Raw genomic sequence first — 14786 nt, 5'->3', positions numbered from 1 at the left:
CACCTCCTGCAAACCGGTACTTACAGCATGTACCGCGCCGGGCCCCGCGTCGGTCAGGCGAAAGTGGTATCTGTTTATTAGCCGCTAAACTGGCGGGTGGTGCGGCCTGTTGCCCGGCGGCGCTACGCTTGCGCGGGCCTACGGACTGACGGGTGGTGCGGCTGCCCGTCGGCGCTGCGCTTGCGCGGGCCTACTTATCCACGTAGGCCGGGTAAGGCGCAGCCGCCATCCGGCAGAAGATCGCAATATGTTAAATTACGTAAAACACTCTATAGTCGTAGTGTTTCATTAAAAAAGGATGAGCTGATGCGATTTAACGGACTGACCAAAGGTTTCTTCATACTGATACTGCTGATGGTTTCATGGGCGTTTTTTGATGTGCTGTCGCCCTACTTCTCGGCCATTCTGTGGGCTGCTATCCTGGCGGTGATTTTCTATCCGGTCAAAAACACCCTGCGTATCAAGCTGGGGGATCGCAACGGGCTGGCGGCGCTGCTGAGCGTGCTGCTTATTTGCCTTATCGTCTTTATTCCGCTGATGGTGATCTTTTCCTCGTTAGCCTTTGAACTCAATATTGTTTATACCCGCCTGCAGCAGAACGACACCCAATTTTCCGGGGTGTTCGCTGGTCTTTTCTCTCATCTGCCCGACTGGCTGCGCGCGCCGATGATCGAACACGATCTGGATACCGCCGCGCAGATCCAGCAAAAGCTCTCTGAAGCGGCGTTACGCGGCGGGCAGTACCTTGCCGGCAGCGCCTTCCTGATTGGTAAAGGCACCTTTGGCTTCGCCATCAGCTTTGGCGTGATGGTCTATCTGCTCTTTTTCCTGTTGAAAGATGGCCCGTGGCTGGTGCGCCAGATCCTCGACAGCCTGCCGCTGTCGAATTTCGCCAAACAGCATCTGTTTGCCAAATTTGCTGGCGTCGCCCGAGCAACGGTAAAAGGCACGGCCGTGGTGGCCCTGGTCCAGGGTGTGCTGGGCGGTATCGCCTTCTGGGTAGTCGATATTAATGGCAGCATTTTGTGGGGGGCGCTGATTGCGTTCCTGTCGCTGATCCCGGCGGTCGGCTCGGCCATCGTCTGGGTACCTGCGGCCATTTTCCTCTTCGCTACCCATCAACTGTGGCAGGGGCTGTTTATCGTCGGCTTCTTTGTGCTGGTGGTGGGGCTGGTGGATAACCTGCTGCGTCCGCTGCTGGTGGGTAAAGACACCAAAATGCCCGATTATCTTATCCTCATCACCACTCTCGGTGGGATGGAGATTTACGGTATCAACGGCTTTGTGATTGGTCCGTTGATCGCCGCCCTGTTTATCGCCTGCTGGAATCTGCTTTCGGGTCGCGATCATGCCGGTAATGCCGAAGAGATTGATGATGCAATTATCGAGGAAGGGAAAAATTCGCCTGATCTATGAAGAAGGAATAAACCGTGCGCATCGCCACTATTACTAACTGGGCATACGGTGCCACGGTTTGTCTGACTATCGCTTCCGGCGTGGCTATGTTGATGGCCTCCAGCGCCGAAAGCGTTGAGCGGCAGGCCGTTGAACAGCGCTACGTCTTCGATCAGCTCACCGAAGAGGTGGAAGTGGACGCCTGGGCGCTCTCCGATCTGGCGCGGTTGTACGTTATTAAACAGGATCCCGCGGTGGCAGACGAGTACCGTCAGAAAGCGGAAACGATGGTCAGAATTGAGCATCGCCTGCAAAAGCTGAAAGACGCGGGTGCCAGTGAGGAAGAGCTGGCGCTGCTGCACGAAGGTTTGCAGGTGGCCGATGCGCTGCAGGATGAGCAACAGAGCGCCATCGCCAGCGTCGGGCGCGGGCAGCAGCCTCAGGCCATTGAGCTGCTTTATGGAGAGCGTTATGAAAATGAGCTGGAGCAGGTCCAGAACCAGCTCGACCATTTTCGTCAGATGCTGGACAGGCGTACCGACGCGGCCATTGACGATGCCACGGTAAAATCCCGCGGGCTGCGTACCCTCTCCGAGGTGATGGTCGGCCTGACTGCGCTGATGTTTTTATTTGTGCTCGGTTTTATCCTCAAACGCCGGGTGCTGCGCCCGGTGGTGCGCCTGAGCGATGTGGTCAACCGGCTGGCCTCCCAGGATTATGGGGTCGAAGCCCCGGATTACCGGCAGATCGATGAGATTGGCGATATGGCCCAGGCGATTCGGATCTTCCGCGAGAACGGTCTGGCACGGCAGCGGCTGGAAAAAGAGCGTGATGCCGACTGGGCGATCCGCGAGCTGCTGGCGCGAATGACGCAGCGCCTGCAGGGGTGCGAGTCCATTGAGGATGTGCTGAACGTGGCGCGGCTGTTCGCCCCCAGCATTGCGCCGGGTATCGCCGGGCGGATCTGGCTTCTTGAGCACGATCCGTGGCAGATGCGCTGTGTCGCCGAGTGGCTCGATCCGCAGGGGGACGCCGATCCCTTCCATCCGGACCAGTGCTGGGCGGTGCGCCGCGGCCAGAGCCATCCGCCGGTCAACGGCGAGCCGGATATCGCCTGCTACCATCTGCCGGACAGTAGCGCTCCTCACGCGCTCTGTGTGCCATTGATTGCCCAGGGTGAAGCCATCGGTCTGCTCTCGTTCCAGAACCTGACCCCGGAGATGGCGCCGTCCCGCGCCTATCTGGAGTTGATGGCCGAGGCGCTCGGTCTGGCGCTGGCTAACCAGCGGCTGCGCGATGCCCTGCTGGAAAAAGCGCTGTTCGATCCGCTGACTGGCCTGCGCAACCGCCATCATCTGGAAGATGCTCTGCGCACCCAGATGAACCAGGCGATGCACGGCGGTACGCCGTTAAGCTGCCTGATGATCGATATCGATTACTTTAAAGCCATCAACGACAGACTGGGTCACGATGCGGGCGACCAGGTGATTAAAAGCGTGGCGGCCATTGTCCAGCGCGCAGTAAGCGACAAAGGCATGGCGTTCCGCTATGGCGGCGAGGAGTTTCTGGCCCTGCTGCCGGGCGCGGATGAAGAGACGGCGTTTACCTGCGCCAGTGAAATTCATACCGCTGTGCATAACCTGACGCTGCGTTATGAGCTCTCGGAGATCGGCCCGGTTGATGTATCGATCGGCATTGCCAGCTATCCGCAGCATGCTCAGGGCGATAACCTGCTGCGCGCCGCCGACGTGGCGCTCTACCGGGCGAAAGAGCTGGGGCGTTCAAGGATCGTCAGCTTTGGGATGCTGGAAGAATCACGTATCATCCCTCGTCCGGTTTGATTACTGATACTGCTTCCATGAACCTGACGCTCATCTGTTACTCTCTTCTGGCCCTGGCCGCTGCGGGCAGCGCCTTGTCCCCTCACCCTTTTGCGATGTGGTTTCTGCTCGCCAGCGCGCTGACGTTTATGATCTACGGCGCCGACAAAATGGCGGCCCGCAAAGCCTGGCGCCGGGTTCCGGAATCGACCCTGCTGGTCTGCGGGGTAGTCGGTGGGTGGCCGGGCGCCATCTTCGGCCAGCAACTGTTTCGCCATAAAACCCAAAAACAGCCTTTCAAAACGTATTTTATGGTCAGCGTGATCCTTAACCTCGTGGTGCTGATCCTGGCGGCCATCAATCATGGCAGAGTGCCTTTGTAAAAGAGGTGTACGCGAAGAGAGACATACAGCATCGGTGAAAGCGCGATATTCATCGCATTATGCCAGGCTTTATGTTCATCAAAGAAAAGGGATCGCTCATTTGAAAAATGCGAAATACGATATGCCGATGCGTGATAACGGGTTCGTTGGCCTCGGGGACTATGCTGCTATCGGTGAAGGACGCTCGGTAGCGCTCATCGCCCCGGATGGCTCAATCGACTGGTGGGGCGCGCCCAATCTCGATTCCCCGCCCCTCTTCGATCGGCTACTGGATCCCAACATCGGCGGTTTTTTCAGCCTGACACCTGCGGATGAATACACCGTCTCGCGCGCCTATCGCGATGACAGCAACATTCTGGAAACCCGCTATGAGACAAAAGCTGGCACAGTTCTGTTAACCGAGTCCATTAACAGTACCCTGGCAGGCCGCCTGCCCTGGAGTGAGCTGGCACGCCGGCTGGAAGGCCTGCGCGGCACCGTGACGTTCAGGCTTCATCTGCGATTCGGAACGATGATCGAAACGCGCTCGCCCTGGCGTTCAGATACCTTCAAGGGCAGCGTTTATCATATTGGCGATCTGATGGCGATGCTGCACACCAGCGAAAACGTGGTCATTACCCATGCCGATGATGAAGAGGTCGAGGCGGAGATCGTCCTGAAGAAAGGGAGCCGGGAGGTGGTTGCTCTGCTGGTGACGCAGAGTGAGCCGCTGGCGGTGCCCGATATCGAGGCGATTGATAACCGCATTGAGACCAGCCACACCGCGTGGCAGGACTGGGTGAAGGGGCTGAAATATGATGGCCTGTATAAAGATCACGTTATCCGCTCCGCGCTGGCGCTGAAGTTCCTCTGGTACTCTCCTACTGGCGCGCTGGCGGCGGCGGCCACCACCTCTCTGCCGGAGGGGCCGGGTGGCAGCAAAAACTATGATTACCGATTTGCCTGGGTGCGCGATGCCTGCCTGATCATCAAAGCCTTTACCTATCTTGGCACCCTTGAAGAGTGTAAGGCGGCCTTCTCCTGGCTGTCGAAAACCATCATCAAACACGGCCCGGAGATGCGGGCCTGCTACACCCTCGACGGCGAGCTGGTGCCGGAAGAGAAGTACGCGGAGCTCCAGGGCTACCGGGATTCGCAGCCGGTACGTCTGGGTAATAATGCCCGCACCCAGCGTCAGCTGAGCATGTATGGCGATATGCTGGGGGTGGCAAAACTGTTCGTCGAGGCGGGCCATATTCTGGATACGGGCACGTCGCGCTTTTTAGGCCATCTTGCCAATCAGTGCGCCGACCGCTGGCGCATGAAGGATTCCGGCATCTGGGAGCTGCCGGAAGAGCGGCACTATACCCACTCAAAAATGTCCTGCTGGCTGGCGCTGGACTGCGCCGTGGTACTGGCGGAGGGCAGCCATATCGAACCCACATGGAAAGCTCGCTGGGCGCGGGAGCGGGACAGGATCCGCGACTGGATTGAAGAGCACTGCTGGTCTGAAACCCATCAGGCTTACTGCTTTTACAGCGGCGATGGCGGGCTGCTGGATGCCTCGCTCACCCTGGTGTCACGCTACGGTGTGAAGGTCAACCCGAAGCGCATGAAGCTCACCTATCAGGCAATCTATCGCGAGCTGGGCCATAACAGCGCAATGATCTACCGCTACAGCGGCGTTGAACAGGAGGAGAGCACCTTTATCGCCTGCGCCTTCTGGCTGGCTGAGGCCTGGGCCTCCATGGGCGAACCGGCGCAGGCGGAAGCGAACATGGATGAAATTCTCAACACCCTGTGCCACCGCGGCAATGTCGAAACCTTCAATGAGATGTTCGATACCCGCACCGGCGAATGGGTCGGCAATATGCCCCAGGGGTTAAGCCATCTGGCGCTGATCTGCGCGGCGCAGGCCATCAGCGATCACCGGCAGGATAAATAGCGCGGGCCGACGAAGTACAAAACAGTATTGCCTGCCTGACGGACCATCAGGCAGGCATGAAGGCAAGCAGAATCAATGCAGAATGGCTTTCAGCCGTTGCAGCGCCATTAAAGGCCGCAGGGTTCGCTGCTGGAAGGGTTTAACGCCAGTGATGGAGCAGGCGTTCAGATAGCTATCCAGCGCATCCCGGGCGGCAACTTTCAGCTCTTTGACATCGCTCGCCATAAAGCGGGCTTCACTTTTGGTATTCAGAAATACGCCACGGAACATATCAACCACCGGATCGTAGGTCACCCGGGCTTTATGACCGTCGATAAAGAGTGTATTTGAACGGCTCATCCTTGAGAATCATCCTAATCAACTTAATTGTTATGGATATTACGCTCCATAAATCAAATTAAAAAGTAGTTTTGAAGTTAAAAAAATTTTTGAAGATGGCCAGGTAGCTTTACGGTTTGTAAGGGCATACGGCCAGGTCAAAGACGATCCGTCTGGTCGCAAAATCACTTATTAAACCGCCTCATAACTGCATTCACCTTTTGAGAATAATCCCACCGACATCGCCGTCTATGCTTAACGTTTAAAAACAGACGACAACGTCGCGCCCTCTTTGAACGTTATTTCCCCCTTTGCATACCGGAGGCCTGGCATGAGCAACCAAGGCGAATACCCCGAAGATGGTGAGTTCGGGAAGCACGAACAACACGATTTTAGCCTGTCCCGACGGGACCTTTTAAAAGCCAGCGCCGCAGCAGCGGCGACCGCGGCGGTCTATCCCTGTTCCGCCCTGGCAGAGGGCGAACCCGCCGTCACCCCTGCACCGGAGAAGATGCCGGTAACGTTTCGCGTCAACGGCGAGGAGCAGCAGCTGGAGGTGGATACCCGCACCACCCTGCTGGATGCCCTGCGCGAGAACCTGCACCTGACCGGCACCAAAAAAGGCTGCGACCACGGCCAGTGCGGCGCCTGCACCGTCATCGTTGACGGGCGCAGGATCAATTCCTGCCTCACCCTGGCCGTGATGCACCAGAATGCCGATATCACTACCATTGAGGGGCTGGGCACCCCTGACAATCTGCACCCCATGCAGGCCGCGTTTGTTAAACACGATAGCTATCAGTGCGGCTACTGTACGCCGGGGCAAATTTGCTCCTCGGTGGCGGTGCTGAAAGAGATTGAAGAGGGCATTCCCAGCCATGTCACCCTCGATCTGGTCTCCCCTCCCGAAATGAGTGCGCAGGAGATCCGCGAGCGCATGAGCGGCAATATCTGCCGCTGCGGCGCGTACGCCAATATTCTCGCTGCCATTGAGGATGTAGCCGGAGGGCAAAAATCATGAAAGCCTTCACCTATGAGCGGGTAAAAACCCCGGCTGAAGCCGCCGCCAGCGCCCAGCGTACACCTGGCGCCAAATTTATCGCGGGCGGCACCAATCTGCTGGATCTGATGAAGCTGGAAATCGAGACCCCTGGGCATCTGATCGACGTGAACGGCCTGGGGCTGGATAAGATTGACGCCACTGACGAAGGCGGGCTGCGCATCGGCGCCCTGGTGCGTAACACCGATCTGGCCGCAGATGAGCGCGTGCGCCGTGATTATGCCGTGCTCTCCAGAGCGCTGCTGGCCGGGGCGTCTGGTCAGTTGCGCAACCAGGCCACCACAGCGGGCAATCTTCTGCAGCGCACACGATGCCCCTATTTTTACGATACGAACCAGCCCTGCAATAAGCGTCTGCCCGGCAGCGGTTGCGCGGCGCTGGAAGGTTTTAGTCGTCAGCATGCGGTCGTCGGGGGGAGCGAAGCCTGTATTGCCACCCACCCGGGCGACATGCCCGTCGCGATGCAGCTGCTGGACGCGGTGGTAGAAACCATCGCCGCGGACGGAAAGACGCGCAACATCCCCCTCGCCGATTTCTATCGTGCCCCGGGGAAGACGCCCCATATCGAGACCGTCCTGACGCCCGGCGAGTTGATTACCGCCGTCACCCTGCCGCCGCCGGTGGGTGGGCAACACATCTACCGTAAGGTTCGCGATCGCGCCTCCTACGCCTTTGCGCTGGTCTCGGTGGCTGCGATTGTCCAGCCAGATGGCATCGGCCGCGTCGCGCTGGGCGGCGTCGCCCATAAACCCTGGCGGATGGCGCAGGCCGATGCGCAACTTCCCCAGGGGGCACAGGCGGTGTATGACGCGTTGTTTGCCGACGCTCACCCGACGGCTGAAAACAGGTTCAAACTTACCCTGGCGAAGCGAACGCTTGCCTCCGTGCTGACAGAAGCGAGGGCTCAGGTATGAAATTTGAGAAACCGGCAGGGGAAAACCCAATCGATCGGTTACAGGTGGTTGGACAGCCCCATGACCGTATCGACGGCCCGCTAAAAACCACCGGCAAGGCGCACTATGCCTACGAATGGCACGACACCGCACCGAATGCGGCCTATGGCTATGTGGTCGGTTCGGCGATTGCCAAAGGCGAGATTGCCGCCATCGACACCCAGGCCGCGAAAAACGCGCCGGGTGTGCTAACGGTCGTGACGGCCAGCAGTGCCGGCGAACTCGGCAAAGGCGAGCGAAACGCGGCCACTCTGCTGGGCGGCCCGAAAATAGAGCACTACCATCAGGCCGTTGCGCTGGTGGTGGCAGAGACGTTCGAGCAGGCCCGGGCCGCGGCGTCGCTGGTGCAGGTCCAGTACCGGCGTGAAAAGGGTGCCTGGTCGCTGGCGGAGGAAAAACCTGCCGTCAACCAGCCCCCGGAGAAGTCCCCTGACAAAAACGTCGGCGATTTTGACACGGCCTTTGCCGCCGCCGAGGTGAAGATAGATGTAACCTATACCACCCCCGATCAGAGCCATATGGCGATGGAGCCGCATGCCTCTATGGCGGTCTGGGACGGCGACAAGGTGACCGTCTGGACCTCCAATCAGATGGTCGCCTGGTGCCGTACCGATCTGGCGGCGACGCTGAAGATCCCCGAGGAGAACGTGCGCATCATCTCCCCCTATATCGGCGGAGGCTTTGGCGGCAAGCTGTTCCTTAGGAGCGATGCGCTGCTGGCCGCGCTGGCGGCCCGTACCCTGAAGCGCCCTGTAAAGGTCATGCTATCGCGCCCGACCATCCCCAACAACACCACCCACCGCCCGGCTACCATTCAGCATATTCGCATCGGGACCGACAAGGCGGGCAAAATTACCGCCATCGCCCATGACAGCTGGTCCGGCAATCTGCCCGGCGGTACGCCGGAGACGGCGGTGCAGCAGACCGAACTGCTTTATGCGGGCGCCAATCGTCATACCGGCCTGCGGCTGGCAAAACTGGATCTGCCCGAGGGCAACGCCATGCGCGCCCCCGGCGAAGCGCCGGGCATGATGGCGCTTGAGATCGCCATTGATGAGATGGCGGAGAAAGCGGGCATCGATCCTGTCGAATTTCGCATTCTCAATGATACTCAGGTCGATCCGGCCGATCCCAACCGCCCTTTCTCCCGCCGTCAGCTTATCGAGTGCCTGCGTACCGGCGCCGAAGAGTTCGGCTGGAAGCAGCGCAACGCAACACCCGGCCAGGTTCGCGACGGACGCTGGCTGGTGGGCTACGGCATGGCGGCCGGTTTTCGTAATAACCTGTTAGAAAAATCTGGCGCCCGGGTGCATCTGGACGCGGACGGAAACGTGACGGTAGAAACCGACATGACGGACATCGGCACCGGGAGCTATACCATCATTGCCCAGACGGCGGCGGAGATGCTGGGCGTGCCGTTGGACAAGGTGACGGTGCATCTCGGTGATTCGAACTTCCCGGTATCGGCCGGTTCAGGCGGCCAGTGGGGGGCGAACACCTCCACTTCGGGGGTTTACGCCGCCTGCGTGAAGTTACGCCAGACCATTGCCACGAACCTCGGTTTTGATCCGAACCAGGCGCAGTTTAGCGACGGGAAGATCACCCTTGATACCCGCAGCGCGGACATTCGTGAGGCCGCAGCCAACGGCACGCTGACCGCCGAAGACAGTATCGAGTTTGGCGATCTGGATAAGCAGTATCAGCAGTCGACCTTTGCCGGTCACTTTATCGAAGTGGCGGTAGATATGGCGACAGGTGAAGTCCGGGTCCGCCGCATGCTGGCGGTCTATGCCGCAGGCCGGATCCTGAACCCAAAAACCGCCCGCAGCCAGGTAATCGGCGCGATGACCATGGGACTCGGCGCGGCGCTGATGGAAGAGCTGGCGGTGGATACCCGTCTTGGCTACTTCGTCAATCATGATATGGCGGCGTATGAAGTGCCGGTTCATGCCGATATCCCGGAACAGAAGGTGATTTTCCTCGACGATACCGACCCCATCTCCTCGCCGATGAAGGCCAAAGGGGTGGGTGAACTGGGGCTGTGCGGCGTCGGGGCGGCCATCGCCAATGCGATCTATAACGCCACGGGGGTGCGGGTGCGGGAGTATCCCATCACCCTGGATAAGCTGATCGATGCGCTACCCGATGTGGTGTAAGGAGAGAGCATGCTGCAAGGCGCTGCGCTAAGTGAACAGATAATCCCCGAGCAGGCTTTTGCTACCGACGACAGCGTGGCGGTGCTGCGCTTCGCGGCAGAGGCGTTTACGGCAGGCATGGCGGTAGCGCTGGTGACCCTGGTGAATATCCGCGGCGGGGCCGCCAGGCCGCTGGGGGCGCAGATGGCCGTTCGCGAGGACGGCCTCTATTGCGGCTATGTCTCCGGGGGCTGCGTGGAGGCCGCTGCCGCGTACGAGGCGCTGGAGACCCTCGCCTGCGGCACAGACCGTCAGGTGAAGTATGGCGAGGGATCGCCGTGGTTCGACATCGTACTGCCCTGCGGCGGCGGGATTACGCTGAACATCCATAAAGTGCGCACGGTACAGCCGCTGCTGGCGGTGCTGAACAGCCTCGCCCAGCGCAAACCGGTGGGACTGCGTTACCACTCCTCTTCCCAATCCTTGCAGTCGGCGCCCTGGACACCCAGGACAGGCTGGAAGAACGATCGCTTCGAGCAGGGCTATCGTCCCTGCCCGCGGCTACTGATCTACGGCGGGTCGGTGGAGGCGCAGGCAACAGCCAATGTGGCGCAGGCGGCGGGATACGAGGTGTATTGCAATCCCCCCACGGTTGAGCTGATGGATGCGGACACGGCGGTGATTTTGCTCTGGCACGATCAGCACAAGGAGCTGCCGGTGTTACAGGCTGCGCTGGAAGCGGCGCCGTTTTATATCGGTGCCCTCGGCAGCCAGCGCACCCACCAGCGGCGGGTGGACAATCTGCATGAGCTGGGCTGGAAAGATGCAGATATCGCGCGGATTAAGGCCCCTATTGGGATCTTCCCCAAGGCGCGGGATGCCAACACGCTGGCACTGTCGGTGGTAGCGGAAGTAGCGGCGGTAAGGGCCCACGCAGGTTGATCCTCTGCGGGCATCTGGCGTCAGATGCTGCTGGCTTGTACGCCTGGCAATGTTCGTGAGTGGCGAGTAAGCATGGCGGGAATGTCAGTGACCCTGCCGTATGCGGCGGCATAATCAATTTTGTGCCGACCCTAATGCCTTCTGGTGCTGGCGCGAACTTGTAACGTTGAGGGTAATTCAATAACTTTATCTGTCGATTTATCCGCCAGCAGATCAAGCAGCGTTTTTCCTGCCACCGTTCCCGTTTCACTCCAGGGGAATTCGACCGCAGTCAGCGCCGGGGAGCAAACTGCTGCAAGGGTTCCTCCACTCAAACTTGCCAGTGCCAGTGCGTCAGGCACTTTTTGCCCCGCACCGTTGCAGGCCATAATGCAGCCGCAGGCAATTTCATCAGAAGTGCAAATCAGCGCATCCAGCTCTGGCCAGGTGATACGAATATCGCCCAGCAGGTTTAAACCGGTCGTAATACCTGCGGGCAAGTGAGAGGTCACCACGCGATGGGGAGAGTGGTTTACGGAGAGCATGGCGCTGTTCCAGCCGCTCAGTACCTGGCGAAACATAATGTTATTGGACGCCGTGCAAAGCAGGCCGATATTTTTATATCCGGCCTGTACAAGCGATGTGACCAACTTTTTGATGGCGGCAGCGTAGTCAACGCCAATACTGACCCAGCCTGCATCGCGATTGATAGCGCCAATCTCAACCACCGGCACCCCGGTGTTACTGATCATTTGCGAACAGCTGCTGATGTTATCAATGTTGAACTGGACAATCGCCGCCGGGTTATAGGCGAGCATTTGCGCAAAAGCGCGCTCTTCGCTCTGTCCACCCTGACTGGACTCAATAAACATCATGCTATAGCCCTGAGTCGCGAGCACGGTCTGCAGGGTTTCGGAGACGGCAAGAAAGCCCGGAGAAGAAAATGAGGACACCACGCCCATCACCAGGCTGGAGTCAGCAGAGGCGAGGCTACGGGCCTGGAGATTGGGTACATAGCCCAGCTCACTCACTGCCGCTTCGATGCGGTTACGTAGTTCAGGATTCACTTTTTCAGGCATACGTAACGCGCGCGACACGGTCATCGTGCTAACGCCGACCAGTTTTGCAACTTCAGCGAGCGTAATTTTACCGGTGTTTTTCCTGCGTTTTTCTCTCGCGCTATCGTCCGCTTCTAACGTCTGCACTGATCTCCTCCTTTCGCCTGACTGGGCAACCATTGTAAATGATGTTTAGCGTTTTTCGCATTGCCCAACTGCAAAGTAATTACAAGTATCGATAATAAAGTTAGCGGTAACAAGGATTTTAACATTATTGCCGTGTTAGCGCTAACTTTGCGATACAGATCACGGTAAGCCGCGAAGTCATTCCACTATAGTAAGTTCACTTTCATCGCTATCGGGGTATTTATGATTAAGACCTGGCTACCTGCAGAAAATATCCAGATTGTGGATTCAGTCAGCGACTGGAAACAGGCCATTAGGTTATCGGCTCAGCCCTTATTAGCGAAAGAGACGATTACTGAAGAGTATATTGAAGCCATTTTTAACAGCCATCAGGAGCTGGGTCCTTATTATGTATTAGCTCCCGGCCTGGCGATGCCACATGCTCGCCCGGAGCAAGGGGCAATTAAAAACGGGCTGTCGCTTTTACATATTAAACAAGGGGTTTCTTTTAACGCCGAAGAGAATGACCCTATTTATGTTGTGATTATGTTGTGCGCGCTTTCAGGAGACGAGCACATCAATATGATTACCGCCCTGGCGGAGATTTTTAGCGATGATGAACGACTCTCAGCACTGCTGAAAGCATCAACAATGGAAACAATTCAAACTGTTATCAACGGATAAAGAGGTGAAGATGAAAAAGGTTCTGATTGTTTGCGGTAACGGTTTAGGCAGCAGTTTTATCGTCGAAATGAACGTAAAAAAAATAATTAAAGAGCTGAATAAAGAAGCAGAGGTTTCTCATACCGATCTGACTTCGGCAAAAAGTGAAACTGCCGATATTATTCTTAGCGCCAGGGATATTGCCGAACATCTCTCCAGCCATTCTGCCCAGGTCTTTGGCTTATCTAACCTGCTGGATAACAATAAAATCAAAGAAATTCTTTCCGAAAATCTCTGATTAATTATTTGCGGCCTTACGGAGTTATTCTATGCTGCAGTTTATTATTCATGATGTGTTGGGCACACCAGCAATACTGGTCGGTCTGTTTTCCCTGATCGGCTTATTATTGCAGAAAAAAGCGTTTTCCGATGTTATTTCCGGAACCCTCAAAACCATTATGGGTTTTGTGATATTAACATCCGGGGCGGCGATTATCGCCACGACATTAACGACCTTTAGCCAGCTGTTTGAGCACTCATTCCATATTCAGGGGGTAGTGCCTAATACGGATGCTATGGCGGCGCTGGCGCAGAAAAACTACGGTACCGCGACGGCAATGATCATGGTCCTGGGGATGTTGTTTAACATTGTCCTGGCCCGTATTACGCCGCTGAAGTACATCTTCCTGACGGGGCACCACACGCTCTATATGTCGGCGATGCTGGCCGTTATCCTCTCAGTCGGCGGTCTGTCACCCTTGTGGGTGGTGCTGGTGGGAGCGATGATCCTCGGCATCATGATGGTGGTCTCTCCGGCCATTCTGCAGCCGTTCACACGCAAAATAACAGGTACTGATGACCTGGCACTGGGCCACTTTGGTTCAACCGGCTATCTGCTGTCGGCACTGGTGGGAAAAGCGATCGGTAAAGGCAGCCCGTCGATTGAAGAGCTGAAGGTACCGAAGTCATTGAACTTCCTGCGTGACTCCTCGGTCGCCATCTCGCTGACGATGATGATTCTGTTCGTGATTCTGGTGCTTGTAGCAGGCAAAGAGTTTGTCGAAACCAGTATCAGCGGCGGTCAGAACTTTATCATCTTCGCCATTATCCAGTCGCTGACCTTTGCGGCAGGCGTGTGGATCATCCTGGCGGGCGTGCGCATGATTATTGCCGAAATTGTTCCGGCCTTTAAAGGCATCGCCGACAAACTGGTGAAAGACGCCAAACCGGCTCTCGACTGCCCTACCGTCTTTCCATTCGCTCCAAACGCGGTGATCGTCGGATTCCTGTCAAGCTTTGCCGCCGGTCTGGTGAGTATGTTCCTGTGCCCGCTCTTTGGTTTAAGCGTCATCGTTCCAGGCCTGGTGCCGCACTTCTTCTGCGGGGCGACGGCGGGCGTTTACGGCAATATCTGCGGTGGTCGTCGCGGCGCGGTGGTGGGTGCATTTGCTCACGGTCTGCTGATTTCATTTTTGCCGGCAATTTTACTGCCTCTGATGGGCGACCTTGGCTTTGCATCCACCACCTTTGGCGATGCGGACTTCGGGGTAGTTGGCATCATTCTTGGGCATGTCGTATCACTGTTTAACTAATTGATTCTTTTGGAGGTAAGTATGGCGGCTAAATTTTCGCCCTCGTTAATGTGTATGGATTTAACGCAATTCAGAGAACAAATTACGGCAATGAACGGACGCGCTGATTTTTATCACGTTGATATTATGGACGGTAGCTATGTGAAAAATATTACGCTGTCACCGTTCTTTATCGAAAACCTGAAGAAAATCACCGATGTGCCAATCGATGTGCACCTGATGGTGAACCACCCGGAAGATATTATTCCGATGTGCATTGATGCAGGGGCCGATATTATTAGCTTCCACCCGGAGACGGCGAATAACAAAATATTCCGTCTGCTGGGTAATGACTCCAACTTACTGATAGTGTTTTATGTTCAGATAATGCCCGATGACCTTGTCATGCAGCTCCACCGATTTTGAGAACGACAGTGACTTCCGTCCCAGCCTTGCCAG

At 57.1% G+C, this 14786-nt stretch carries 14 protein-coding genes and 1 pseudogene; 12 read left to right on the top strand and 3 right to left on the bottom strand.

The genetic code is table 11. The annotated features are described in order from the left end of the window. Positions 1-306: 306 nt before the first annotated feature. The 4 genes from FHC51_RS09910 to FHC51_RS09895 all read left to right on the top strand — a co-directional run bounded on the left by FHC51_RS09910 (position 307) and on the right by FHC51_RS09895 (position 5522). Positions 307-1416, top strand: a complete 1110-nt coding sequence (locus FHC51_RS09910) for an AI-2E family transporter (RefSeq protein ID WP_220435419.1) — start codon at positions 307-309, stop codon at positions 1414-1416. Positions 1417-1430: 14 nt separating this feature from the next. Continuing rightward, positions 1431-3236 (top strand): diguanylate cyclase, encoded by a 1806-nt coding sequence (locus FHC51_RS09905; RefSeq protein ID WP_220435418.1) that lies wholly within the window; start codon positions 1431-1433, stop codon positions 3234-3236. 17 nt (positions 3237-3253) lie between these two features. After that, positions 3254-3598 (top strand): DUF1294 domain-containing protein, encoded by a 345-nt coding sequence (locus FHC51_RS09900; RefSeq protein WP_156237885.1) that lies wholly within the window; start codon positions 3254-3256, stop codon positions 3596-3598. 100 nt (positions 3599-3698) lie between these two features. Next, entirely contained in the window at positions 3699-5522 is a 1824-nt protein-coding gene (locus FHC51_RS09895) for a glycoside hydrolase family 15 protein (RefSeq protein WP_114315805.1), read from the top strand. A 72-nt stretch (positions 5523-5594) separates the two neighbouring features. Here FHC51_RS09895 and FHC51_RS09890 read toward each other — a convergent pair whose 3' ends face one another. Further along, the gene (locus tag FHC51_RS09890) at positions 5595-5861 is read right to left on the bottom strand and encodes a type II toxin-antitoxin system HicB family antitoxin (protein WP_220435417.1); all 267 of its coding nucleotides are present in this window, start codon (positions 5859-5861) and stop codon (positions 5595-5597) included. 310 nt (positions 5862-6171) lie between these two features. On the opposite strand from FHC51_RS09890, the gene paoA reads away from it, so the two are divergent. The 4 genes from paoA to FHC51_RS09870 are packed head-to-tail and all read left to right on the top strand — an operon-like array spanning position 6172 to position 10930. After that, complete coding sequence (gene paoA / locus FHC51_RS09885) at positions 6172-6861, top strand: aldehyde dehydrogenase iron-sulfur subunit PaoA (protein ID WP_220435416.1); 690 nt, start codon at positions 6172-6174, stop codon at positions 6859-6861. Further along, positions 6858-7814, top strand: coding sequence for a xanthine dehydrogenase family protein subunit M (locus tag FHC51_RS09880; RefSeq protein WP_220435415.1), 957 nt, complete (start codon positions 6858-6860; stop codon positions 7812-7814). Before paoA ends, FHC51_RS09880 begins: the two co-directional genes overlap by 4 nt. Next, a complete protein-coding gene (gene paoC, locus FHC51_RS09875; RefSeq protein WP_220435414.1) occupies positions 7811-10009 on the top strand; it encodes an aldehyde oxidoreductase molybdenum-binding subunit PaoC in 2199 nt (732 codons plus the stop codon). The genes FHC51_RS09880 and paoC overlap by 4 nt, the downstream gene beginning before the upstream one ends. Positions 10010-10018: 9 nt before the next feature. Then, positions 10019-10930 carry an XdhC family protein gene (locus FHC51_RS09870; RefSeq protein WP_220435413.1) on the top strand — a complete coding sequence of 304 codons (912 nt, stop codon included), beginning with the start codon at positions 10019-10021 and terminating at the stop codon, positions 10928-10930. 131 nt (positions 10931-11061) lie between these two features. Here FHC51_RS09870 and FHC51_RS09865 read toward each other — a convergent pair whose 3' ends face one another. Beyond that, positions 11062-12114 (bottom strand): LacI family DNA-binding transcriptional regulator, encoded by a 1053-nt coding sequence (locus tag FHC51_RS09865; protein WP_220435412.1) that lies wholly within the window; start codon positions 12112-12114, stop codon positions 11062-11064. 222 nt (positions 12115-12336) lie between these two features. On the opposite strand from FHC51_RS09865, the gene FHC51_RS09860 reads away from it, so the two are divergent. The 4 genes and pseudogenes from FHC51_RS09860 to FHC51_RS09845 all read left to right on the top strand — a co-directional run. Continuing rightward, a complete protein-coding gene (locus tag FHC51_RS09860; RefSeq protein WP_220435411.1) occupies positions 12337-12777 on the top strand; it encodes a PTS sugar transporter subunit IIA in 441 nt (146 codons plus the stop codon). Between the two features lie 10 nt (positions 12778-12787). Next, the gene (locus FHC51_RS09855) at positions 12788-13054 is read left to right on the top strand and encodes a PTS sugar transporter subunit IIB (RefSeq protein WP_087859397.1); all 267 of its coding nucleotides are present in this window, start codon (positions 12788-12790) and stop codon (positions 13052-13054) included. A gap of 31 nt (positions 13055-13085) precedes the next feature. Next, a complete protein-coding gene (locus FHC51_RS09850) occupies positions 13086-14348 on the top strand; it encodes a PTS ascorbate transporter subunit IIC (RefSeq protein WP_220435410.1) in 1263 nt (420 codons plus the stop codon). 21 nt (positions 14349-14369) lie between these two features. Further along, positions 14370-14654, top strand: a pseudogene (locus FHC51_RS09845) (allulose-6-phosphate 3-epimerase); the annotation flags it as partial. Between the two features lie 33 nt (positions 14655-14687). Here the strand turns inward: FHC51_RS09845 and FHC51_RS09840 are convergent. Further along, positions 14688-14786: IS1 family transposase (locus FHC51_RS09840; protein ID WP_000641146.1), on the bottom strand; the 99-nt coding region annotated here is incomplete at its 5' end.

Source organism: Leclercia sp. EC_58, from assembly GCF_019584355.1.
Lineage (GTDB): Bacteria > Pseudomonadota > Gammaproteobacteria > Enterobacterales > Enterobacteriaceae > Enterobacter.
Note: the sequence above shows the minus strand (reverse complement) of the source record. Positions and strands in the feature narration are given on the sequence as shown.